General features: G+C 63.0%; 24 protein-coding genes. 9 read left to right on the top strand and 15 right to left on the bottom strand.

Annotated elements, in window-relative coordinates:
* Positions 1-69: 69 nt before the first annotated feature.
* The 5 genes from scpB to argS all read right to left on the bottom strand — a co-directional run bounded on the left by scpB (position 70) and on the right by argS (position 5,363).
* Positions 70-741 carry an SMC-Scp complex subunit ScpB gene (scpB, locus tag ACQ651_RS03100; RefSeq protein ID WP_430448266.1) on the bottom strand — a complete coding sequence of 224 codons (672 nt, stop codon included), beginning with the start codon at positions 739-741 and terminating at the stop codon, positions 70-72.
* Positions 738-1,544 (bottom strand): segregation and condensation protein A, encoded by an 807-nt coding sequence (locus tag ACQ651_RS03095; protein WP_430448265.1) that lies wholly within the window; start codon positions 1,542-1,544, stop codon positions 738-740. Before ACQ651_RS03095 ends, scpB begins: the two co-directional genes overlap by 4 nt.
* A complete protein-coding gene (locus ACQ651_RS03090; RefSeq protein ID WP_430448263.1) occupies positions 1,537-2,550 on the bottom strand; it encodes a glycoside hydrolase family 3 N-terminal domain-containing protein in 1,014 nt (337 codons plus the stop codon). The genes ACQ651_RS03095 and ACQ651_RS03090 overlap by 8 nt, the downstream gene beginning before the upstream one ends.
* 5 nt (positions 2,551-2,555) lie before the next feature.
* Positions 2,556-3,533 (bottom strand): SPOR domain-containing protein, encoded by a 978-nt coding sequence (locus ACQ651_RS03085; RefSeq protein ID WP_430448261.1) that lies wholly within the window; start codon positions 3,531-3,533, stop codon positions 2,556-2,558.
* 84 nt (positions 3,534-3,617) lie between these two features.
* Positions 3,618-5,363 (bottom strand): arginine--tRNA ligase, encoded by a 1,746-nt coding sequence (argS, locus tag ACQ651_RS03080; RefSeq protein ID WP_430448259.1) that lies wholly within the window; start codon positions 5,361-5,363, stop codon positions 3,618-3,620.
* 75 nt (positions 5,364-5,438) lie between these two features.
* On the opposite strand from argS, the gene ACQ651_RS03075 reads away from it, so the two are divergent.
* Positions 5,439-6,107, top strand: a complete 669-nt coding sequence (locus ACQ651_RS03075; protein WP_227285269.1) for an ion channel — start codon at positions 5,439-5,441, stop codon at positions 6,105-6,107.
* Positions 6,108-6,238: 131 nt separating this feature from the next.
* Here the strand turns inward: ACQ651_RS03075 and ACQ651_RS03070 are convergent, their stop codons facing one another.
* Positions 6,239-7,381, bottom strand: coding sequence for a deoxyguanosinetriphosphate triphosphohydrolase (locus ACQ651_RS03070; RefSeq protein WP_430448258.1), 1,143 nt, complete (start codon positions 7,379-7,381; stop codon positions 6,239-6,241).
* A 78-nt stretch (positions 7,382-7,459) separates the two neighbouring features.
* On the opposite strand from ACQ651_RS03070, the gene ACQ651_RS03065 reads away from it, so the two are divergent.
* On the top strand, positions 7,460-7,798 hold the full coding sequence (locus ACQ651_RS03065) for a HesB/IscA family protein (RefSeq protein ID WP_227285267.1): 339 nt from the start codon (positions 7,460-7,462) through the stop codon (positions 7,796-7,798).
* 305 nt (positions 7,799-8,103) lie between these two features.
* On the opposite strand, the gene ACQ651_RS03060 is transcribed toward ACQ651_RS03065, so the two are convergent.
* Both ACQ651_RS03060 and ACQ651_RS03055 read right to left on the bottom strand, forming a co-directional pair.
* Positions 8,104-8,889, bottom strand: a complete 786-nt coding sequence (locus tag ACQ651_RS03060) for a methyltransferase domain-containing protein (protein ID WP_227288090.1) — start codon at positions 8,887-8,889, stop codon at positions 8,104-8,106.
* Between the two features lie 280 nt (positions 8,890-9,169).
* A complete protein-coding gene (locus ACQ651_RS03055; RefSeq protein ID WP_375550719.1) occupies positions 9,170-9,670 on the bottom strand; it encodes a hypothetical protein in 501 nt (166 codons plus the stop codon).
* Between the two features lie 386 nt (positions 9,671-10,056).
* Here ACQ651_RS03055 and ACQ651_RS03050 point away from each other — a divergent pair, with 386 nt between their 5' ends.
* Positions 10,057-10,416, top strand: coding sequence for a hypothetical protein (locus ACQ651_RS03050; RefSeq protein WP_430448256.1), 360 nt, complete (start codon positions 10,057-10,059; stop codon positions 10,414-10,416).
* A 140-nt stretch (positions 10,417-10,556) separates the two neighbouring features.
* Here the strand turns inward: ACQ651_RS03050 and ACQ651_RS03045 are convergent, their stop codons facing one another.
* Both ACQ651_RS03045 and ACQ651_RS03040 read right to left on the bottom strand, forming a co-directional pair.
* Positions 10,557-11,447, bottom strand: a complete 891-nt coding sequence (locus tag ACQ651_RS03045) for an alpha/beta fold hydrolase (RefSeq protein WP_430448255.1) — start codon at positions 11,445-11,447, stop codon at positions 10,557-10,559.
* Between the two features lie 257 nt (positions 11,448-11,704).
* Entirely contained in the window at positions 11,705-12,226 is a 522-nt protein-coding gene (locus ACQ651_RS03040) for a GNAT family N-acetyltransferase (RefSeq protein WP_430448253.1), read from the bottom strand.
* Between the two features lie 300 nt (positions 12,227-12,526).
* Between ACQ651_RS03040 and ACQ651_RS03035 the strand changes: the two genes are divergently transcribed.
* Positions 12,527-12,931 carry an STAS/SEC14 domain-containing protein gene (locus ACQ651_RS03035; RefSeq protein WP_227285264.1) on the top strand — a complete coding sequence of 135 codons (405 nt, stop codon included), beginning with the start codon at positions 12,527-12,529 and terminating at the stop codon, positions 12,929-12,931.
* Between the two features lie 50 nt (positions 12,932-12,981).
* On the opposite strand, the gene ACQ651_RS03030 is transcribed toward ACQ651_RS03035, so the two are convergent.
* Positions 12,982-13,464, bottom strand: coding sequence for a hypothetical protein (locus ACQ651_RS03030; protein ID WP_430448252.1), 483 nt, complete (start codon positions 13,462-13,464; stop codon positions 12,982-12,984).
* A gap of 162 nt (positions 13,465-13,626) precedes the next feature.
* Between ACQ651_RS03030 and xth the strand changes: the two genes are divergently transcribed.
* On the top strand, positions 13,627-14,409 hold the full coding sequence (gene xth, locus ACQ651_RS03025; RefSeq protein ID WP_227285262.1) for an exodeoxyribonuclease III: 783 nt from the start codon (positions 13,627-13,629) through the stop codon (positions 14,407-14,409).
* Positions 14,410-14,434: 25 nt separating this feature from the next.
* Here the strand turns inward: xth and ACQ651_RS03020 are convergent, their stop codons facing one another.
* The 4 genes from ACQ651_RS03020 to ACQ651_RS03005 form a co-directional block, all read right to left on the bottom strand.
* Entirely contained in the window at positions 14,435-15,469 is a 1,035-nt protein-coding gene (locus tag ACQ651_RS03020) for an AbrB family transcriptional regulator (RefSeq protein WP_227285261.1), read from the bottom strand.
* On the bottom strand, positions 15,469-17,010 hold the full coding sequence (locus ACQ651_RS03015; RefSeq protein ID WP_227285260.1) for a tripartite tricarboxylate transporter permease: 1,542 nt from the start codon (positions 17,008-17,010) through the stop codon (positions 15,469-15,471). The genes ACQ651_RS03020 and ACQ651_RS03015 overlap by 1 nt, the downstream gene beginning before the upstream one ends.
* Before the next feature lie 235 nt (positions 17,011-17,245).
* Positions 17,246-17,704: a tripartite tricarboxylate transporter TctB family protein gene (locus ACQ651_RS03010; RefSeq protein WP_430448250.1), complete on the bottom strand. Its 459-nt coding sequence runs from the start codon at positions 17,702-17,704 to the stop codon at positions 17,246-17,248.
* Positions 17,705-17,778: 74 nt separating this feature from the next.
* Positions 17,779-18,753, bottom strand: a complete 975-nt coding sequence (locus ACQ651_RS03005) for a tripartite tricarboxylate transporter substrate binding protein (protein ID WP_430448249.1) — start codon at positions 18,751-18,753, stop codon at positions 17,779-17,781.
* 319 nt (positions 18,754-19,072) lie between these two features.
* Between ACQ651_RS03005 and ugpB the strand changes: the two genes are divergently transcribed.
* The 4 genes from ugpB to ACQ651_RS02985 all read left to right on the top strand — a co-directional run bounded on the left by ugpB (position 19,073) and on the right by ACQ651_RS02985 (position 23,259).
* A complete protein-coding gene (gene ugpB, locus ACQ651_RS03000; RefSeq protein ID WP_375550261.1) occupies positions 19,073-20,389 on the top strand; it encodes a sn-glycerol-3-phosphate ABC transporter substrate-binding protein UgpB in 1,317 nt (438 codons plus the stop codon).
* Positions 20,390-20,461: 72 nt separating this feature from the next.
* Positions 20,462-21,346: a sn-glycerol-3-phosphate ABC transporter permease UgpA gene (gene ugpA / locus ACQ651_RS02995; protein ID WP_227285257.1), complete on the top strand. Its 885-nt coding sequence runs from the start codon at positions 20,462-20,464 to the stop codon at positions 21,344-21,346.
* On the top strand, positions 21,346-22,194 hold the full coding sequence (gene ugpE, locus ACQ651_RS02990) for a sn-glycerol-3-phosphate ABC transporter permease UgpE (RefSeq protein ID WP_227285256.1): 849 nt from the start codon (positions 21,346-21,348) through the stop codon (positions 22,192-22,194). Before ugpA ends, ugpE begins: the two co-directional genes overlap by 1 nt.
* A 3-nt stretch (positions 22,195-22,197) precedes the next feature.
* Entirely contained in the window at positions 22,198-23,259 is a 1,062-nt protein-coding gene (locus tag ACQ651_RS02985; protein ID WP_430448247.1) for an ABC transporter ATP-binding protein, read from the top strand.
* Positions 23,260-23,264: the final 5 nt, after the last annotated feature.

Here is a 23,264-nt window from a genome sequence, read left to right as displayed (position 1 = left end):
ATCGGCCTCCTGTTCGTTACTCCCCGGCAATATAGGGCAAAACGCGGCAGAATTCAGGCGTCCCGCCCGTCATTCCCCGAAAAGCTCGTCCTGGCCATCGTTATCGGGGCCATCGTCCAGCTCCGACAGGTCGTCTTCGCCGCCCGGTCCCGGCATCAGCCCCGGCGGCGGTCGGCTGTCGAGCAGACCGGCGGATCGCAGCTCTTTCAGCCCCGGCAGATCGCGGGCGCTTTCCAGACCGAAATGATCCAGAAAGCCTTGTGTCACCACATAGGTCACCGGCCGGCCCGGCGTCATCTTGCGGCGGCCAAAACGCACCCATTCCATCTCGATCAGCTGATCCACCGTCCCGCGACTGACCGAAACGCCGCGGATCTCCTCGATCTCGGCGCGGGTGACGGGCTGATGATAGGCGATGATCGCCAGCGTCTCGACCGCGGCCCGGCTCAGCTTGCGGGTCTCGACCGTTTCACGGCTCATCAGAAAGCCCAGATCGGCGGCGGTGCGGATCGCCCAGGCATCGCCGACACGGGTCACGGTCACCCCCCTGCCCTCGTAGCGGCGGCGCAGCAACACAAGCGCCTCCGCCGCATCGCAGCCATGGGGCATCCGCGCTTCCATCTCGCGGGTGCTCATCGGCTCGGAAGACGCGAACAGCAACGCCTCGACCATGCGTTCCTGCTCGGCCAGGGGCGGCGCCTGAAACAGGCTTTCCTCGGTGTCGGTCTCTGGGTCGCTCATTGCGGGTCGTCTTTGCGTTTCAGCTGGATCGGCGCGAAGGTTTCGGTCTGTCGCAACGTCACCTTGCCCGCCTTGGCCAGTTCAAGCGCCGCCGCAAAGGTGGAGGCGGTCGCGGAGCGGCGCCGCTTGGGGTCCATCTCCCAGCCCTCGGGGATGTAGGAGGAGATATCGGTCCAGTCGCCCGCAAACCCGATCAGCCCGCGCATGCGCTCCAGCGCCTCCTCCATGGTGAAGACGCTTTCGCGATCCATCACATAGGGGCGGAACTCGTCGCGGGTGCGGATCCGGGCATATCCCTGCATCAGGTCGATCAGGCTGGCGGTATAGGTGATCTTGCGCGCGGTCGTCACATCCTCGGGCAGGCCACGCACGAACCGGTCCCGCCCCAGCAGGTCCCCGGCCATCAGCTTCGCCGCACAGTCGCGCATCGCGGCAAGGCGTTCCAGCTGGAACGCCAGATGGGCCGCCATCTCCTCCCCCGATGGCCCGTCTTCGCTTGGGTCGGGCGGCAGAAGCAGGCGCGATTTCAGAAAGGCGAGCCATGCCGCCATCACCAGATAATCCGCGGCAAGTTCGATCCGCAGCGCGCGCGCCTGTTCGACGAAGACCAGATATTGCTCGGCCAGTTGCAGGACGGAGACCTTGCGCAGATCCACCTTCTGCGTGCGGCCCAGCATCAGCAGCAGATCGAGCGGCCCCTCGAACCCGTCCACATCGACGATCAGCGCTTCGGCGGCGCGCCGCTCGCTGACCGCGTCCCATTCCGCGTCATTGTCATTTGCCGGTACCGGGATCTCAGCCATAAACCTGTCCGTCCAGAAGCGCCGCAAGGTCGGCTTCGGCGGCGTCAATGTCAAGCGGCTCGGGGCGGCGGCGCGCGGCAAGCGCCGCGTCGGCGCGGGATTTCGCGCGCCCGGTCAATCCGCCGCTGGCGCTGACCACCTCCTCCATCTCGGCGCGGTCGCCGTTGCAGTGCAGAACGATATCGCACCCCGCCTGCCGCGACAGCGCGGCCCGCTCCGCCAGCGGGCCCGGCAAGGCCCCCATGGAAAGATCGTCGGTCATCAGCAACCCGTCAAAGCCGATCTCCTGCCGGATCAGGTCGATCAGACGTGGCGACATGGTAGCGGGCAAACCGTCCTCCACGGCCTCATAGACGATATGGGCGCTCATCCCCATGGGCAGACCGGCCAGTGGCCGGAACGCGGCGAAATCCACCGCGCGCAACTCCTCCAGCGGGGCCGCCACCCGCGGCAGGGTCCGGTGGCTGTCCACTTCGCCCAGTCCGTAGCCCGGCAGATGTTTCAGAACCGGCAGGACGCCGCCGGCCATCAGCCCTTCGGCCACGGCCCGGGCCGCACCGATGACGCCGGGCGCATCATGGCCGTAAAGGCGATTACGCAGCACCGGATGCGTGCTCTCGCGGGCCACATCGGCAAGCGGGGCGCAATTCGCGTCAATCCCGACATCATGGAGTTCATGGGCGATCAGCCGCGCGCGCAGAAACATCGACCGCGCGGCGCGGTCCCGGCCCGCAGTCATCACCTGATCGAGCGCGGGGCGCCATTGCCGCCAGTTGGGCGGTCCCATGCGTTGAACACGCCCCCCCTCCTGATCGATCAGCACCGGGGCCTCGCGGCCCACGGACGCACGCAAATCGCCGGTCAGGCGGCGAAGCTGCCCCGGGTTTTCGACATTCCGGGCGAACAGGATAAAGCCCCAGGGCTGCGCTTCGGCGAAAAAGGCGGCTTCGTCAGCGGACAGGACCGGACCGAGACATCCCAGGATCGTGGCAGAGCCCGCCGCCATCCCGCTCAGCGTACCGTGACGGGGATACAGGCCGCGCCTTGCGCCAGAAGCGTCGTGCAGAAGCGCCGCGCATCGCTGAGATCGCTGAACCCATGGGCGCGCAGCCGGTAGAACTGCCGCCCGCCCGAGACCGCCGGTTGTACGATCCGGGAGCGTCCGTCGAAGAAATCCGGGAAGCTGCGGGTCAGCCTCTCCCATTCCGTGCGCGCGGTCTCGGCATCGTCAAAGGCGCCAAGCTGGACCAGCCGGGTCCCCGCCGGCAGGCTGTCGGGGTCGATCTCGGCAGCCGGCGTCGCGCCTGCGGTGGCGGTCGCCGCATCGGCCGCGGCGCTCAGCGCGGCCATCTGAACCGCCGCCGGCCGGGTGGTCGGGCGCGGAGAACTGCGCACGCCCGGCACCGAAACCGGGATCACGGCAATCGCATCGCGGGTCTGCGGCGCAGGCTCCGGCGTGGGGTCGGGTGATGTGGCCTCAGGCGTCGCGGCCGTCTCGGCCCCTGCCTCGGGCACGGGGGGCGTCTGCGTTTCGTCCTGCATCAGCCGGTCGATCAGGGCAAGCGTCGCTTCGCTGGCGGCCTGCGGCGTGGGCGTTTCCGGCACGGCCTCGCGTGGCGCCTCCGGCAGGCTGGCCGAACTGAGATCGATCTCGACCAGTTCCACAGGCGGCGGGGCCAGCACGATCCGTTCGGCGGCGGGCTCGGCCTCCCGCCCTTCGGCGATACGGTTCACCGCCAGCCCCTGATGGTCCGCCTGACTGCCGCCGGGGTTTTCCGGGGCGACCCGCATGGCCCCTTCCAGCGCGCGGACGACCGGCACCCCGGTCACGTCGCGCATCGTCAGCTGCCACGCCCAGATCGCCATTCCCGCGATCAGGCCCAGCGAGATCAGCGCCCCGGCCCAATTGATCAAAGTTGCAACTGGCGACGGCCCCGCCGGCGGCGGATGACCATGCGCCTCATCCTCGAAATAATCGATATCAGCCATGCCTGCCCTCTTATGCCCGGCAATGGCGATGCCGGGGTTTGCCTGCTCGTCCCCGCCTCGGCGCCTAGTTATCGAGGTCTTGCCTCAGCGCATTTCGTTCAGCGGGGTCACACCCAAAATACCAAGACCGCCCGAAATAACAACGGCTACGGCGCGAATCAGCGCAGATTTCGCCAAAGTTGCGGTTTCGTCATCCTCCTGCAGAAAGCGCAGCGACGGATCGGCGTTGCCCTTGTTCCACAATGCGTGGAATTCCGAGGCCAGATCGTAGAGATAGAAGGCCACCCGGTGCGGCTCGTGGGTCTGGGCCGCGATCTCGACCAGCCGCGGCCATTCAGCCAGCTTCGCGGCCAGGGCCAGCTCCGCCGGATCGGAGATCGGGGACAGATCCGCCTCCGCCAGAACCGCATCATCGGCGGAAATCCCCGCCTCGGCCGCCTTGCGCAGCACCGAGGCGATGCGCGCATGGGCGTATTGCACGTACCAGACCGGGTTTTCCTTCGATTGCTCGGTCACCTTCTCCACATCGAAATCAAGCGGCGCGTCGTTCTTGCGGGTCAGCATCACGAACCGGGTCACGTCCGGCCCGACCAGATCCACCACATCGCGCAGTGTGACGAATGTGCCCGCGCGTTTGGACATTTTCAGCTCTTCCTCGCCCCGCCGCAGCTTGACCAGCTGCATCAGCTTGATGTCGAGCGGCACCTTGCTGTCCGACAGCGCGGCCACTGCCGCCTTCATCCGTTTGACATAACCGCCATGATCGGCGCCGAAGACGTCGATCAGCTCGTCGAACCCGCGCGACACCTTGTCGAAATGATAGGCGATATCGGGCGCGAAATAGGTCCATGATCCATCCGACTTCATGACCGGCCGGTCCACGTCGTCGCCGAATTCGGTGGATTTGAACAGGGTCTGGACCCGTGGCTCCCAATCCTCGGGCGTCTTGCCCTTGGGCGGCTCCAGCGTGCCTTCATAGATCAGGCCCTTGCGCCGCAGTTCCGCGATGGCCTCTTCGATCCGGCCGCTGCCATAGAGCGATTTTTCGGAATAGAACAGGTCCATCTCGACGCCAAGCTGCGCCAGATCGGCGCGGATCATCTTTAGCATCGCGTCGGTCGCGAAGTCGCGCACCTCGGCCAGCCAGAACTGCTCCCCCTTGTCCAGGAACGCATCGCCGACCTTGTCCTTCAGCGCCTGCCCGACCTCGATGAGGTAATCGCCCGGATAGGTGCCGTCCTCGAAGGCGACCTTCTGCCCATGGGCCTCCAGGTAGCGCAGATAGACGGACCGGGCGAGCACATCGACCTGCCCGCCGCCATCGTTGATATAGTATTCCCGGGTTACCGCATGGCCGGTGAAATCCAGAAGACTGGCCAGCGCGTCGCCGAACACCGCGCCCCGCGTGTGGCCCACATGCAGCGGCCCGGTCGGGTTCGCGGAGACGTATTCGACATTCACCTTCCGCCCCGCCCCCACGTCGGAGCGGCCATACCCGGCCCCGGCGGCAAGGATCCCCCGGATCACGCCGCGCCAGGTCTCCGCCGACAGCCGCAGGTTGATAAAGCCGGGCCCGGCCACATCGGCGCTGTCGATCCGGTCATCGGCGGCCAGCTTGCCCGCCAGCGCCTCCGCGATGTCGCGCGGTTTCATCCCGGCGGGCTTGGCCAGCACCATCGCCGCATTGGTCGCCATATCCCCATGGGCGGCGTCGCGCGGCGGCTCCACCGTGACGTTTCGCATCTCCAGCCCGCCCGGAAGAACCTGCTCGGCGACAAGCGCGTCGAGGCTTTGCAGAACAAGGGCACGGATATCGGTGAACAGATGCATATGGCTTTCCCCTAACTGCCCGGCGGTTTAGCATCTGGGAAAGGAAGGTCAACGCCGGCTTGGAGTATCGGGCGGATGCGGGTCCACGCGATATTTGGCATTATCACGACGATCAGCATCCTGCTGGTCGTGTTCTCCGGGCGCTGGATCGCAGACACGCCTGCGATCGCCGTCGTTTTGCTTGTATTCGCAGTGTTGTATGTCGCGTTTCTGGCAACCTTCGCCTACTCGGCCTATTCAGGCAAAGGCAGTATCAGCGACTTTCTGCTTCATATCGCCATTTCGTCGGTTCAGACGGTCACAAGCTGCGCCGCTTTCTACATAAGCTACGGATTGAACGGTACGGGGTGCGTTACAGATCCCGCTGAAGCGTTCTATTTTTCTACAGTGTCTTTCTCGACCCTCGGCTTTGGCGATCTGACGCCAGAGGAGGGCTTGAGCCGTGCCGTTGCAGCAGGGGAGGCCGTCGTTGGCAATCTGCATCTGGCGCTCTTCGCCGCGTCAGCGTTTTTCTTGCTCAGCGGCACCGGTCAAAACGGCGATGGCTCCGCCCCCGAAGCGGACCCGGTGGAAGAGGAAGATATCGAAACCCTGCTGCTTGCCTGTCAAAGGCGGGTTTCACGTCTGCAAGCCGAATTGGATCGGCTTCGACAGCGTTCGGAAGAGTTGCAAAAAGAGATTGACGACGAACTCAGCCGAGAACAGCAGCCAGCAGCAGAACAGCCAGAAAAGCCGCCAGGATGAACCAAGCGCGGTTCTCAACGAACTTGTTCACGCGCAGAGCATGAAAGGCGATGATCTTGTCGTTCATGTCAACTCCTGTTTCATCCACTCAGACATAGGTCAAAAACACCAAAAGATCAATAATGCTGCCTTCAAGCGCCGCCGATCAGCCGCGCGTGTTCCTGAAGCGCGAAGCGGTCCGTCATGCCTGCGATGTAGTCCGACACGATCCGCGCCAGAGCCACCTCGCCATCGGCGTCCTCCACATCCTTGCGCCACTGTTTCGGCAGGCTCTCGGTATGCGCCATGAAGTATGGAAACAGGTCATTGACCACGCCGGTCACCTCCGCGCGCATCTCGACCACACCGGGCGCGCGATACATGCGTTTGAACAGGAACCGCCGGATCACGTTCAGATCCACCCAGAGCGCATCGGAAAAGCGGATCACGCCCCGGCCCGCCGCGCGGACGTCTTCCGCGCTTTCCGGCGCGATCTCGGCCAGGTTGCGCCGGGCAACCGCGATCACATCCTCCACCAGAACCCCGAAAAACCGCCTCAGCGCCTCGTGCCGCCGCCGGTAGTAATTGAGGTTCGGGTAAAGCCGGTCAACCTCGGCGAAACAGTCCGACAGGATCGGCAGTTCCGCCAATTCGTCGGTCGAAAACAGCTCGGCCCTCAACCCGTCATGCAGATCGTGGTGATTGTAGGCCACATCGTCGGCGATGGCCGCCACCTGCGCCTCGGCGCTGGCATGGCTGTGCAGTTCCAGATCGTGGCGCGCGTTGTAACCGGCCAGGGCCCAGGGCAGATCGTCGGTCACCGGGCCGTTATGCTTGGCCAGACCCTCCAGCGTTTCCCATGTCAGGTTCAGCCCGTCGAATTCCGCGTAATGCCGCTCAAGCGAGGTCACGATGCGGATCGCCTGCGCATTGTGATCGAACCCGCCATAAGGCGCCATCAGCGCCGACAGCGCGTCTTCGCCGGTATGACCGAAGGGCGTGTGCCCCAGATCATGGGCCAGCGCCAGCGCCTCGGTCAGCTCCGCGTTGAGGCCGAGCACACCGGCGATGGTGCGCGCCACCTGCGCCACTTCGATCGAATGGGTCAGGCGGGTGCGATAGTAATCCCCCTCATGCTCCACGAAGACCTGCGTCTTGTGTTTCAGCCGCCGGAAGGCGGAGGCATGGATGATCCGGTCGCGATCCCGCTGAAAGCAGGAGCGAAAAGTGCTTTCCTCCTCCGCTATCAGCCGTCCCCGGCTGTTGCCCGGATCGCAGGCATAGACCGCCAGCATCGCCGCCTCCTTGTGGCATCCCCTTGCGCCCCATATATTCAGTTTCGTAGCGAAGCGACACCGCCCGGAGCCCGAAAGATGACCCTGACCCTGACCGTTCCGCCCAAAGTCACCCCGCGCGCCTTTGAACGTCTGGCCGAAATCAACGAAGACACGGACACGCCCAAGGCCCTGAGGGTGGCCGTGGAAGGCGGCGGATGTTCCGGATTTCAGTACGAGATCAAGCTGGACGACCCGGCCGAAGACGATCTGGTGCTGGAGAGCGGCGGCCAGAAAGTCGTGGTCGACAGCGTGTCGCTGCCGTTTCTGGCCGATGCGGTGATCGACTTTTCCGAAGAACTGATCGGGGCGCGCTTCACCATCGAAAACCCCAACGCCTCGTCATCCTGCGGGTGCGGCACGTCCTTCTCCATGTAGCGCGCCTTCAGGCACGGGATGCGCCCGGCAGGCACGCCATGTCTGCCCGCAGGATCGTCGCGGATCCCCCACCCGCCCGATCGCCAACCCCGCGACGGGCGCGCTTCCGCGTCACGGATGTCTCCGGGCGCTTGAGAACGTCGCATATCTGTGACGGGATGGGGCGGGTTGTCTGATCGCTGTAATGAGGCGGCGCCACACGGTATCGGCCCAAGGATCAGGGGTTTCCGGCCCAAACCAGAGCTTCATCGCCATCCGTGCGAAGGTCGGCACTGCGGGACGGAGCGTACGCTTAAGCTAGGCGATCAAACGTCTGCTTTTCGCCATACCGAGATGTGAGATGCGCTCAAATGGTCGAAGGGCGATCTGTCCCAGTCGGCCCACCGGTATTCCAATTCAAGCCCCGCGAGTTTGGCCATAAGGTCCATCTCACTCGGCCATGCATAGCGAAATGGGATCGATAGAAACTCGTGCCGGTCTCCGGTCATCCAAACATGGTTTGAAGTATATGTTTGATTCACCAAATCGAACTCATCGACCCCAATATGCTTCTCGTCACATGCAAATGCGAGAGTGGTTTGACCAAAGGGGATGCGTTGAACAGGAGGTACGCGGGTCTCGATCAGGAACCGTCCACCAGGCACCAAGTGCCTTGCTGCATTCTCGAAGCAAGCAGTTTGCGCCTCCTGCGTGACGAGATTGTCGATCGTGTTGAAGACCAGATAAACGAGCGAAAATGCGCCCGGTATGCGCGCAGATACCATGTCTCCGATCTCAACCTGCAAGGAGCCATCGGTTTCTTTTTTTCGGAGCTCCGCCACCATTGCATTGGATAGCTCAATGCCCTTCACCTTGCAGCCGCTCGCGGATAACGGCAGCGCAATACGCCCCGTTCCTATGGCAAACTCTAGAGCTTCGCCTGTACCAGCGAGTTCCTTCAGGCAAGCGACGACACGATCGATAACGATCGGGTCGTTGCCACCATGGTCCTGATCATAGGTTCTTGCGACCTTTGCACCAAAGTATCCATCATCGTTCATTTGAAGCGCAGTTCCCGTTGGCAGCGTGGTTGTGAAATCGCCGATGTTCACTCGGCCTTGAAACCTGGTCTTTGCCGAATACTACAGTGGAAGCCGACTTTCGCCATCCTGCAGAAATCGGGGAGATTGGGCTCGTACCAGACCTAGGAGCGGGCGCAGCATCCTTTAGCATCAAGGCCAAGGGGCTGCCGCACACGGCCCAGAGCTGCCGTACACCTGAAATGCAGGACGTTGCAGTGCGGCCGGACGGAGCTGCCATTGCCGAGTATTGTCTGAATGTCCGCTTGTCCGAGTGGCAGTCTGCAGCGACACGTCCGGGTTCGAACGCTGCTCAACCTCTCAGCGGGACGGCATGACCGATCAGCAACTTGACAAAAAGCAATGGCACGAACCATTCAAAGCCCGGCGTCGGTCCGAGAGCGTAGAGCGAAAGGCCCAGGGCAATCGCGAAGAGTGTCGTTGCAAGCGGACTACGAAGGGCTGCGGGCGCGAAAAGGACGGTAATTGCAGAGGCAAATAACCATCCACCTATAGTAAACGCATAGATCGCATCGAACCCCTCGCCCCGAAATGCCCATGCAACAACGACAATGTGAAGAACATGTAGTGCGATGAACTTTAGATGATCGCGTGGACGATGTTCAGGGCGATGGTACCATCTCTTGGTGGTCTCAGTCATGTTGCAGACGGCACCACCGATAACATCGGCCCCGATGAGCGCACCGAGTAATACAAGCGGCCAACTCAATCCGAGAGCAGAAAGATGCAAGGCTACTAAGGCCGCACCTACGAGAGTCGAGCCGAACAACAATGCGTTCTCGCCTTTGCTCATGCCCGGGCCAACGAAACGGTCCCATGATCCGATTAATCCGGGGCGAGGTTGTGCGGGGCTCATTAGCAAGACTCCGGTATGTAACACTCCCCCAGTGAACAATTCAGGAAATCGGTTTTCAAGTGTCTAGATTTGGAAAAGCCCAAAATCACCGATTCGTTCAGCGTGCTGCATCTGGCAAAGTAGGCCTGAACTTGACCGTGGCTGCTTGATATACTGAGGGCAAAAGCGCGGGACAAAGTTACGTTTCGGTCAGATCGCCTCAACGTTAGCTATAGAAAGGTAACCTGCGTCCCCTCGGGAATCAGGGCGGCTTGTAAGCGGGTATTGGACTGCCCATATCTGCGTCAAGCCTGAACCGGTTTGGGGTTGAGGAGCCTACATCTGTGGACACGTCTGGACATATCGCGGCGGTGCTGGGTCCAACTCTGATCGTTGTGACTGTATCAGAGGTCCTCAATCTGAGCATTTGGCACGACGTTCATCCCACAGTCGTTTATCTTAACGGATTGCTCTTCTTAATCGGGGGTTTGGTGATCGTAACGACCCACAATATTTGGCGCTTGGACCTGAGCCTGTTGGTTACGGTGTCAGGATGGCTCCTCGTTTCGGCTGGTGCCTTCCGCATGTTCTTTCCGACAGCACAGCAATTGGCCGCTGGCTTGGGCACCTATATCGTGATCGCAATGCTGTTCACGCTTGGCGTTGCGCTGACGGCATACGCGTTCCTGAAACCGTCAAGCTGAAATGCAATCTGCAAAAGCCTCCCGTTGTTTTGATCAGAGGGTTTGTTAGACCGCGCTACCTTTTGGCTCTTATGCGAATCCAAAAACGGGTAGAATTACGCTCTGCAGCCGCAAGCGTTTCCCCGCCTGACCATGATCGCTTATTCCAGATCATTGCGGCAGGCGGTAAAGATATCGTTCCAGTTATCAAAGTTCAGATGACCTGCACCCGCGACCCAGTGAAAATCAACATTCGGGATCGTACGGGCCATATGGCGTCCCATTGCGTTGGTAACAAAGATGTCTTCTTCACCAAGCCATATATGCGTTGGAACGCGAATGGTGCCGATGTCGAAACCCCAGTCTGAGTAGGCCAGACTGGCCTCTTGCGCGGCCCCTCGACTTCCTTGGCGAAATGCTTCGGCCTGCATTGCGCGAAATCTCTCCGCGATCTCCGGGCGTTCGAGGATGACCTGATCAGATCGTGAAACCGAGCGCTTCAACAGCCGGAAGAAGATCCCGGGCGAAAATCGAGCAGCCCATCCCATGGGCGCAAAGCCAACACGCATCATCCATGGCATTCGATGCGCCAGTCTCGCAAAAGCCCGATCAAGCCGGTTAAGGTCCTCCATTATCTCCGGGGACGCAACTGGACCCCAAGGTCCCAGCGCGCCGATGAATTTCAGCCTGTCCGGATCGATGAAAGCTCCGCACGCAAAGAGATGCGGACCGGCACCTGAATGACCCACAACGCCAAACTGATCGATGTCCAAATATTTGGCCAAGGCTAGAATGTCGTCAGGCCAGTGCTTAAACTTTCGACCTTTCTGGAATTTTGACCTGCCAAAACCGGGCCTGTCCGTCGCAATCAGACGGAATCCAAAGTGTTGAGCAGCATCGTTCGCAAATCCAGCTTCCAATCGACAGCTTGGCGTGCCGTGGAAGTAGAACACTGGAAAACCATTAGATGCGCCAAACTCGCAAAACGAAAGATCACGCCCGTCCTTCAGGCGAACAAGACTGTGATTGGTGGGGCGTGGTGATATCTTCATCCGTCGTCCGGTGGCTCCTGTGTCAGGGCAGTCTAACGGCCCTTCGCTGTCGTTGCACCAATGTCTTCGTAGGGCTCGTACCAGACCTAGGAGCAGGCGCAGCATCCTTTAGCATCAAGGCCCAAGGGGCTGCCGCACACGGCCCTGACCGCCCCTTCGCCGCAAGATCCTTGAACGGCGGCCCGCAGGTCAGCCGGAGCCTCACCGGCGGACGGCTTAGTGAGGACGGCCGCTTTGCAAGGTCTCGCAAGCGTGGTTCAATGGCTTTTCATTGAGTGAACCCATACCTCCGCCTCCGGTTCATGCGGGGCGCGCGTTCCGTCCGTGGTGGCACCGAGCCTCTTTGCCACAGCCTGTGAACGCGTATTTTTCCGGTCTATGTAGCTGTACAGCCTGTCTAGGCCCAGATCCTCACGGGCCCATGTCTTGACGGCCATCGCAGCTTCCGTGGCAAAACCCTTTCCCTCGGCGCCTTCGAAAAGATGCCATGCCAGCTCTACATCCGGCCAGTTGGAATGCTTGATCAGGCCCACCCGGCCGACGGGATGCCCGATCTGCTGTTCCACGACCGTAAAGAAGCCGAAGCCGTGCCAATGCCAATGGCCAATACCAGTCAGAAACCCGAACCAGGCCTGTTCCGCCGTGACCGTCTCTCCCTGAGCTTCCATCGACGGGGCGCTGGTCATGAAACGAGTGAACTCCGATAAATCATCCCGTTCGGGCCCACGCAAAACCAACCGCTCAGTCGTCAGCATGGGTGCGTGAGAAAGACTTTTCATTCGATCCCTTTCCGGTCGCAGACCTGGGTTCCAGACAAGTTCAGCATGGCGAACGGTCGCGCATAACTAAAGCAGCCATTCAGACTTGCCGCAGCATCGAGCAAATTGACCTCCAAGCGACCCCCCGGATGCGTTACAGCATCCATGGACGGCCAGCATGGATCTCGATCGGCACTCATGGCTCGGCTTTGCCGCGAAGGCCCGAGGTATCTGACGGTCAACCTGCGTGCGCTTGACACGCATCAAGGTCGGGCCTCCGCGATCTTGTCACTCTCCAGCCCAGGAAAAGGAGATCCCGCGATGACCACACCGAATTTCAGCAGCAGGCTCGAGACCCCGGACCTTCTGGTGATCGAAACCCATGGCGCGCTCGATGCCGTCGGTATGGAGGTGGCGCTCAACATGCTGGTCGCGGAGATGGAGGGGATGCACCATGGCGGCGTTCTGATCCGCGCCGAAGGGGTGGAGTGGCCCAGTCTGGGGGCGATCGGCGTCGAGCTGCGCCATTGGGTGCAGCTCATGGCCATGGTGGAGAAGGTCGACAAGGTCGCCCTTCTGACCGACCGGTCATGGGTCAGGACCCTTGCGGGGCTCGAAAGCGCGCTGATCCCCAATCTGGTGATCAAAAGCTTCCCGCCGGATGCGGAGGCGGAGGCCCGCGACTGGCTGGCGGCCCCGCTGAGCGTGGATGCGACCGCAAGCTGATCGCAGAACGACCCAACCGGCCTCTCCCCCGAACAGCCGCGCCACTCGCGCTAGTGGGAGGGCTTTGGCGCCTCCTGCGCCGAATTGGCCGCCTTGGGCGGGTTCGGAACCGGCGTGCCCGGCAAAACCGGGGGCACCCGCCCCGTGCGCACCCCGCCATCGGCCTCCAGCGCCGACTGCACGCTCTTGTCGTCCGGGGCCTGCCCGGGCGCGTCCTTGGCGTCGGCGGTACCGGCGGTTCTGGGACCGTCGCCTTCGGGGGGCGTGTCGGCGGATGTGGTCTCCTCAGGGGTCGGGGCGGCATCGGCCGCCACCTTTTCTCCGGGTGCGGGCAGGGCCAGCGCCTCGTCGGGGAAATGCTCGGGCGCCTCGGGCAGGATGTGGCCGCTTGCCGGGTCGATGGTGACCCGGGGCTTGTCGGGCAGCGCATCGATCGCCTCGTTCAGTTCGGTCACCAGACGAACGAAGCTCTCCCGCTGCGTCTCGATCTTCACGTCAGGCTTCTTACGGCCTCCAAAAAGAAATTTCAGCATCTCTCCCCCTGAATTGCAGCGCGTCACCGGTTCCCAGACTAGCGGGCCGGGCGATGATCCCAAAGCCAAATTCACACTTCTGCGACGATCGGCGGGGACAGGCTTGGATTATGCCGTGAAACCGGGCACATCTGGGGGACTGGCGGAAAAGGACTCCTTGAGATGAAGATCGCGACATTCAACATCAACGGCATCAAGGCCCGCGTGGCCGCCCTGCCCGACTGGCTGGACGAGGCCAGACCCGATGTGGCGCTGCTGCAGGAGATCAAGACCGTCGACGAAGGTTTCCCCCGCGAGATGTTCGAGGAGCGCGGCTACAATGTGGAAACCCACGGGCAGAAGGGCTTCAACGGGGTCGCGATCCTGTCGAAACTCCCGCTGGAGGATGTATCTCGCGGCCTGCCCGGCGATGACGATGACACGCAGGCCCGCTGGATCGAGGCAACCGTGATCGGCGAGACCGCGGCGGTTCGCGTCTGCGGGCTCTATCTGCCCAACGGCAACCCCGCGCCGGGGCCGAAATACGAGTACAAACTTGCCTGGATGGCGCGGATGGAGGCCCATGCCCGCGCCCTGCTGGCGAGCGAGATGGCCGTGGTTCTGGCGGGCGACTACAATGTCATTCCCCAAGACGAGGACGCCGCCCGCCCGGAGGTCTGGCAGGACGATGCGCTGGCGCGCCCCGAAAGCCGGGCGGCGTTCCGGCGTATCCTGAACCTCGGCTTTACCGACGCGTTTCGCGCGCGTGTCTTCGGCGGCGGGCATTACTCCTTCTGGGATTATCAGGCCGGCGCCTGGAACAGGAATGACGGGATCCGGATCGACCACCTGTTGCTCAGCCCGCAGGCGGCCGACCTGCTGAGCGATGTGCGGATAGATCACGAGATCCGCGGCCGGGAAAAACCGTCGGATCACGTGCCGGTCTGGGTCGATCTGGCGGCCTGACGGGGCGGCGCGCCCGGCCCCGGGGTCAGCGCTCCGCCCGCTCCGCGCGATCCCTGTCGGGCTCGATGAAGATCGGGACCAGAAACGTCAGGAAGACCAGCCGATAGATATGGTGCAGCGCGGTAAAGGCAGGATCCGCCTCCAGCATGATCGACAGCGCGGCCATGGTTTCCAGCCCCCCCGGCGCGAAGGCGATCATCAGATCGGTGAGCGGGAGCCCGGTCATGCGGTTCACCACCAGGGCCGCGGCGAGCGTCGCGGCCAGCGCCAGCGCGGTCAGAAAGCCCGACGCCGCCGCCGCGCGCATCACCAGGTTCAGCGTGACACCGGAAAACCGGGTGCCGATCAGGGTGCCCATGATCGCGAAGGTCGGGATCACTACCCAGAGCGGCATGCCCCCCGGCACAAGGCCCGAGCCATGGGCCACGGTCGACACGGCCATCCCGGCCAGCAACAGGGCCGCGGGCACGTTCTTCCGCTTCAGAAGCAGGCCCAGACCGGCCGCCAGCGCGACGATCACCGCCAGCGCCGGCAGCGCCATGGTTGTGGCGGGCGCGAGGCTCATCGACAGGTCCGCCTCGGTGATCATGGCGACCACGGCGGGCACCAGAAGCGTCAGGATCAGAACCCGCAGGGACTGGATGACCGCGACGATGGGGATATCCGCCCTGACCTCGGTGGAAAGCGACAGGATGAAGCTCAGATGCCCGGGCGTGGCCGCCAGCCGCGCGGTGTTGCGGTCATATCCGAACAGTTGCCCGACCGCCCATGACCCGCCGAAGAAGATCACCAGAAGCAGCAGGCTCAGCATCGCCAGCGGGATCGGCCATTGCCGCGCGGCGGCCAGCACTTCCGGCGTCACGCCGGTGCCCATGCCAACCCCGATCAGCACGAAACAGACATCCCGCAGCGGCATCGGAACCGCCGTTCTGACCCCCATCAGCGACGCCGCAGAAACCAGCGCCGCCGGCCCGGTCAGAAACGGCGCCGGCACGCCAAGCGCCCAGGCGATCACCGCACCTGTCGCCCCGATGGCAAGGGTCAGAATTGTGGTCTGCATCAGTCCCCGCTGGAGGAGGTCTTCTCATATGCCCTGTCTTTGACCCGGCGCAGCCAGCCGGTCAAGAAGGGCAGCAGCAGGCAGGCCGCCGCGATGGCCAGGATCGTCACGGTCAGCGGACGCTCCCACAGGAAGGACCAGCTGCCGTTGTTGATCAGCAGGGCACGGCGCAGGTTCTCCTCCATCATCCCGCCCAGAATGAAGCCGAGGATCATCGGCGCCATGGGAAAATCGAGCACCCGCAGGATCACCGCGGCCACCGCAAAGATCACCATCAGCTGGATATCGAACGTGTTGAAGCTGACGAAGTAGACGCCGATCAGGCTGAAAAAGAGGATGAGCGGCAGAAGAAACCGCGACGGGATGGCAAGAACCTTGGCGATATAGGGGATCAGCGGCAGGTTCAGCACCAGAAGGATGATGTTGCCGATCCACATCGACACGATGACCGACCAGAAGATCTCGGGCTGGTCCACGTAAAGACGCGGCCCCGGCTGGATGCCGTAGCCGATCAAGGCGCCCAGCATGATCGCCGTGGTGCCCGAGCCCGGAATGCCAAGCGTCAGAAGCGGCACGAAGGAGCCGGTTGCGGCGGCGTTGTTGGCGGTTTCCGGAGCCGACAGGCCGCGGATCGAGCCCTTGCCGAACTCGGCCCCCTTTTTCGGGCCCGCAATCCGCTGTTCCGTGCCATAGGCCAGAAAGGAGGCGATGGTGGCACCGGCCCCCGGCAGAACGCCGATCAGAAATCCCAGCACAGAGGAGCGCCCGATGACCGGGGCCATTTCCCTGACCTCCGCGCGGCTCACCTTCATCGAGCCCAGGTTTTCCGAAGCCTCTTTTTCCTTCTTGCGATCCGCATCGCCCTTGGGCCGGAGGATCGCCATCAGCGCCTCGCTGAGGGCGAAGGTCGCCATCACCAGAAGCAGGAAGGAGATCCCGTCGATCAGGTCGATGATCCCGAGGGTAAAACGCGGCACGCCTTGCGTCTGGTCCGTGCCGACCGTGGACAGCATCAGCCCGATCACCGTCATCAGCAGCGCCTTGATCATGTCGCCCTTGCCCGCGAAGGCGGAAACCGCGACAAGACCCAGCACCATCAGCGCGAAATAGTCGGTCGACTGGAAGCTGAGCGAGACCGAGGCCAGAAACGGCGCCGCCACCAGAAGAAACAGCGCCGCGATGACCCCGCCCGAAAAGGACGAATAGGCCGCGATGGCCAGTGCCTTGCCGGCCTTGCCCTGTTTCGCCATCGGATAGCCGTCGAAGGAGGTGGCGACGGTGGAGGCCACACCGGGCGCGTTGATCAGGATCGACGAGGTGGAGCCCCCGAAGATCGCGCCGTAATAGACCGCCGCCATCAGGATGATGCCCGCCGACGGATCGAGCGACGCGGCGATCGGGATCATCAGCGCAATGGCCGACATCGGCCCCAGCCCCGGCAGCATGCCGATGAAGGTGCCCACAAGGCAGCCCATCATCACGAAGAGCAGGTTTTGCAGCGTCAGGGCCGTACCGAGGCCGATCATAATGCCTTCGATCATGAGAGGGCCTCCGTGGATGAGATGTGTCGCGCGCTCAGAACCGGTCCCGTGACAGGCCGGGCGAAAGCTGGCTGAGGGATGGCACCGGGACGGGCGGGACAGGACGGCGGCGCGCGAAGCGGGCCGCGCGCGCCCACGGCGGCCCCGGCCACGTCATGACTGGCTTGCGCGCGCGGAACGCATGTCGGCGACGGCCCCAAGATGCGGGTTCGGGGCGAAATGGCGTCGGCGCATCTCATTCCCGCAGGAACCCGGGCCAGGGTTCGATGAACACGTCCAGCCCCTGCGTCATCAGCACCCAGAACGCGACGACAAGTGGAACCGAGGCCAGCACCAGCGGCACGACCTTGCGTTCCCCCAAAAACGCATATCCGATCATCAGGAACAGCGACGTCGACAGGATGAAGCCCAGCGGACGCACCGTGAACCCATAGGCCGACATCAGCACCAGAAACAGCCCCGCCTTGAGCCAGTCGGCGCCGCCAAGCTCCGGCCTTTCCGACTTGCCCGGCAGGATGATCGTCCACAGGGCCAGCCCGATCCCCAGGATCGACAGGATTTCCGGCATCGTGCGGGCGTGAAAGGCCGCGCGCTCCTGAAACGGCAGCAGCCGGATATCCTGGCTCAGCCAGGCATAGATCAGGCAGAACAGCAGCAGCAGAACCCCGCCGATCCGGTCTTTGGAAAGCATCATGGCACGCTGCCCCCTGCCCTTGTGCGAAGGGGCCGCCCCCGGGTCCCGGGGGCGACCCGAATTGCCTCAGCCCCTCAGAGGAAGCCCAGATCGCGCATCAGATCGCCGATCACCTGTTCCTGATTTTCCAGGAAGGCGTTGAAATCCTCGCCACGGTTCCAGATCTCGACCCAGCCGTTGCGGTCGCGCACGGCAGCCCAGGCCTCGGTCTCGTACATCGCTTCCAGCGCATCGCGATAGGCATTCACCTGCTCGTCGGAGATGCCGGGGGCGGCAAAGAACCCGCGCCAGTTCACGAACTCCATGCCATCGGCACCGGTCTCCGCGCAGGTCGGCACGTCGGCGGCGGCATCGACACGCTCGGCCGAGGTCACGCAGAGAATGCGGACCTCACCCTGATTGGCCAGGGCGATGGCTTCGGAAAAGCCGGTGGACAGCGCCTGGATCTCGCCGGTCAGAAGGCCTGCCATCGCCTCTCCGCCCGCGTCATAGGGGATGTATTTCACATCCGAGGGGTTGCCGCCTGCGGCCTGGAACACCATCGCGGCCACCAGATGGTCCATGCCACCCTCGACGGAGCCGCCGCCGATGTTGAGCGCGGTCGGATCGGCTTCGAACATCTCCAGAAGCTGGCCGAAATCCGTAATCTCGCTGTCGGAATGCACCACCATCGCCGCATAGTCCCCGATCGTGCCCGCCACCGGCGTCAGATCGCGGAAGGATTGCGGAAACACGCCCTGAAGCGACCGGATCACGATCGGCGTGGAGTTGACCATCATCACGCCCGGATCGTTGGTTTCTATCAGATGGGCAATCGCCAGACCGCCGCCGCCGCCGGACATGTTCTCATAGGTCGCGCTGCCCACAAGCCCGCTTTCGGTCAGCGCCTCGCCGGTGCCGCGCGCGGTGCCGTCCCATCCGCCGCCTGCCCCGCCGGGCACCAGAAAGTGAATGCTGTCCACCACCTGATGGCCATCGGCCTGCACCATGGTCGCGCCGGACGCGGCAATCGTGGCGGCCACGAAGGCCGCCTTTGTCATTTTCATCATCTGTAGTCCTCCCTTGGCAGGTCTCGACACCTGCTCGGCTTCAACCCTAGCGATATTTCATCGGGCGGTTCAAGACATTCATTGCAAGCGCTTGCAATAGACAAATCCTTATGCAGACGTCACAATAAGGCGCGTCTGACGATACCGTGATCGCCTTGCCAGAGCCCGATCGCGTGCTTCACAAAACTGTTTCAAAACCGTAACATCGCCGATACACGAGAGGTCTATCGCCGCCGGGCAGAGCGTTAACGCTCACGTAACGACCAACAATCAGCCCCGGCCGAGACCACGAGTTTGCACCGGGAGGAGGAATTCCAACATGAAAACCAAGCTGTTTTTCGCCGCGACCGCGGTAAGCGTCATCGCCGTCACGGCGGCGCAGGCCCAGGATCGGATCGAAATCGATTTCTGGCACGCGATGGGCGGTCAACTGGGCGAGCGCGTCGACCAGTTCGCGTCCGATTTCAATGCGATGCAGGACACCTACCAGGTCAACAGCATCTATCAGGGCAACTATACCGAGACGATGACCACCGCGGTCGCGGCCTTCCGCGCGGGCGAGCAGCCCCATATCGTGCAGGTCTTCGAGGTTGGCACCGCAACGATGATGTCGGCGGCGGATAACGGCGCGATCTACCCGGTCTATCAGCTGATGGCAGATGCCGGCATCCCGTTCGACGAGGCGTCCTACATCTCCGGTGTGATCTCCTATTACAGCGACACAGAGGGCAACCTTCTGTCCCTGCCCTTCAACTCCTCCACGCCCGTGATGTGGTACAATGCCGACATGTTCGAGGCCGCCGGCGTCGAGGTTCCCACCACATGGGACGAGGTTGTCGAGGCGTCCCGCGCGCTCAAGGCAAACGGCGTCGAAAGCCCGTTCGGCTTCGGCTGGCAGTCCTGGACGATGATCGAGAACTATTCGGCCTGGCACAATATCCCGCTCGGCACGATGGAAAACGGCTTCGCCGGTGTCGGCACCGAGTTCACCTTCAACAATGACGCCGTGGTCAACCACATCCAGCGCATCGCGGATATGGGCGAAGAGGGTCTCTTCACCTATGGCGGGCGTCGCGGCGACAGCCGGGGCATGTTCGTCAATGGCGAGGTGGCGATGTGGATCAACTCCTCGGCCTATTACGGCGGCTTCGTGAACGACATCACCGATTTCGAGTTCGGTCAGGCGATGCTGCCGCTCGACACGGACGTGGCCGACGCGCCGCAGAACTCCATCATCGGGGGCGCCACGCTCTGGGTGCTGCAGGGCCACGAGGCGGACGAGTATCAGGGCGCGGCCGAATTCCTCGCCTTCCTGTCCACCGCCGAGCAGCAGGCCGACTGGGCCGGCTCCACCGGCTATGTGCCGATCACCACGGCCGCGGCAGATCTGATGACCGAGCAGGGCTTCTTCGAAGAGAACCCGGGCACCGACACGGCCATCGAACAGCTCAGCCTGAACGAGCCGACCCCTGCCAGCCGCGGGCTGCGCTTCGGCAACTTCGTGCAGATCCGCGACGTGATCAACGAAGAGCTGGAGGCCGTCTGGGCCGGTGACAAGACCGCCCGCGAGGCAATGGACGCCGCGGTCGAGCGGGGCAACGACCTGTTGCGCCGCTTCGAAGCCGCAAACAGCTAAGCCTCACCTTTCCAGAACCGGCCGGGCCTGATACCCGGCCGGTTCACTCTTTCCGGATACCGGCCGCTCTCCATGCAAAAACGTGTTGTTTTCCGATCCTGGTGGCTGCCCTATCTGCTGGTTCTGCCGCAGATCGCCGTCACTCTGGTATTCTTCATCTGGCCCGCCTATCAGGCGCTTGAAACCTCGTTCTATATCGAGGACGCCTTCGGCTTTTCGCGCAATTTCGTCGGGCTGGACAACTTTCGTGCCCTGTTCAACGATCCGGGCTATCTGCGTAGTTTCTGGACCACGCTGGTCTTCGGGGTCTCGGTCACCTTCCTGTCCATGTCCATCGCGCTGGCGCTGGCGGTCTGCGCCAACCGGGTGATCCGCAGCGCAACCACCTACCGGACCTTTCTGATCTGGCCCTATGCGGTGGCCCCGGCGCTGGCCGGCGTGATCTGGTTCTTCATGATGAACCCGTCGCTCGGCATCATCGCCTACTGGCTGGAAAGCTTCTTCGGCTATGACTGGAACCACTATGTCAACGGGCGCGAGGCCCTGATCATGGTGATCATCGCGGCGGCGTGGAAACAGATCAGCTACAACTTCCTGTTCTTTCTGGCCGGGATGCAGTCGATCCCGAAATCCATGATCGAGGCCGCGGCCATCGACGGGGCCAGCCCGACGCGCCGGTTCTGGACGATCGTCTTCCCGCTGCTGTCGCCCACCACCTTCTTCCTTCTGGTCGTGAACCTCGTCTATGCCTTCTTCGACACCTTCGCGATCATCCACGCAACAACGTCGGGCGGGCCGGCCGATGCCACCTCGATCCTCGTTTACCGGGTCTATTCCACGGGCTTCGTCGGGCAGGATTACGGGTCTTCCGCGGCGCAATCGGTGATCCTGATGGGGATCGTGATCGTGATGACCGTGATCCAGTTCCGCTATGTCGAACGCAGGGTGAATTACTGATGGTCGAAAATCGCCCCTTTCTGAAAATCCTCACCCATGCGGTGCTGATCCTCGGCGTGCTGTTCCTGTGTTTCCCGGTCTGGATGGCGCTGGTCGCCTCCACCCATCCGGGCGATGCGCTGGTCCGATCCCCCATCCCGATGTGGTTCGGCGATCAGGCGGTGGAGAATTACACCACGCTTCTGTCCGGCGGCGTGGCCGAGGCCGGCGGCGTGCCGGTGCTCAGGATGATGTGGAACAGCCTTCTGATGGCGCTCGGCATCACCTTCGGCAAGATCGCGGTCAGCCTGCTGGCGGCCTATGCCATCGTGTATTTCCGCTTCCCCTTCCGCATGGGGTTCTTCTGGCTGATCTTCATCACGCTGATGCTGCCGATCGAGGTGCGCATCCTGCCCACCTATGACATCGTGACCAATCTGGGCATGCTCAACAGCTACTGGGGCCTGACGGTGCCGCTGATTGCATCGGCCACGGCGACGTTTCTGTTCCGGCAGTTCTTTCTGACCATCCCGGACGAACTGGTGGAGGCCGCGCGGATCGACCGCGCCGGCCCGATCCGCTTCTTCTTCGATATCCTTCTGCCGCTGAGCCGCACCAATATCGCGGCGCTCTTCATCATCCTCTTCATCTTCGGGTGGAACCAGTATCTCTGGCCCTTCATCATCACCACGGATGTGGATCTCTACACGGTCGTGATGGGCATTCAGCGGATGGTGAATGTCGGCGAGGGTCTGCCGATCTGGCACCTGACAATGGGCACTGCAATTCTGGCGCTGATACCGCCGGTCGTGGTGGTGCTGGCGATGCAACGGCTCTTTGTCAAAGGGCTGGTGGAAAGTGAGAAATAAGACATGGCAGAGTTGACGCTGAAAAATGTGGGCAAGACCTATCCCGGCGGGGTGACCGCCGTGGCGGGCGCCGATTTCCAGATCGCGGACGGGGAATTCATCGTGCTGGTCGGCCCCTCGGGTTGCGGCAAATCCACCATCCTGCGGATGATCGCCGGGCTGGAGCAGATCACCGAAGGCGAGATCAGCATCGGGGGCCGCGTGGTCAACAAGCTCGAACCGGGGGAGCGGGACATCGCGATGGTGTTCCAGAATTACGCGCTCTACCCGCATATGTCCGTGCGCAAGAACATGGAATACGGGCTCAAGAACGGCCGGATGCCGAAAGACGAGATCGCGCGCCGCATCGCCGAGGCGGCGCGGACCCTGCAACTGACCGACTATCTCGATCGCAAGCCGCGCCAGTTGTCCGGCGGTCAGCGTCAGCGCGTGGCGATGGGCCGGGCCATCGTGCGCGAACCCGCCGTGTTCCTGTTCGACGAACCGCTGTCGAACCTCGATGCCAAGCTCCGCACCCAGTTGCGCGCCGAACTGAAGGACCTGCATGCCCGGCTTGGCGCGACTTTCGTCTTCGTGACCCACGATCAGGTGGAGGCGATGAGCCTCGCCGACCGGATCGTGATCATGTCGGCGGGCCGGATCGAACAGATCGGCACACCGATGGAGCTTTATTCCAGCCCCGCCAGCCGCTTCGTGGCGGAGTTCATCGGCGCCCCGCCGATGAACATCTACCCGCTCGCCTCGCCCGCCGGGCAGGCGCTGTGCACCATGGCGGGCGCGCAGCCGCCGGGCGCGGCCCTTGCGGGCATCCGCCCCGAAGCGCTCCATGCCGGCGACAGCGGCCCCGAGGCGCAGGTTCTGCTGGTGGAGGCGCTTGGCGCGGAAATGCTCGTCCATGTGAAGCTGGGGGAGGATCGCCTGATCCTGCGCGCGCCGCTGGAGGCGGGAATGCGGCAGGGCCAGACCGTGCAGCTTTCCGCACCTGCCCAGGCGATCACCTTCTTCGACGGGGAGGAGCGGGCAATGGCGCCGGTCGCGGCCCCAAGTCTCAGCATGGTGGAATAGGCGCG

Origin of the sequence: Rhodophyticola sp., from assembly GCF_965284195.1 — a bacterium.
Taxonomy (GTDB): domain Bacteria; phylum Pseudomonadota; class Alphaproteobacteria; order Rhodobacterales; family Rhodobacteraceae; genus Rhodophyticola.
This window is presented reverse-complemented; position numbering and strand designations above follow the sequence as displayed.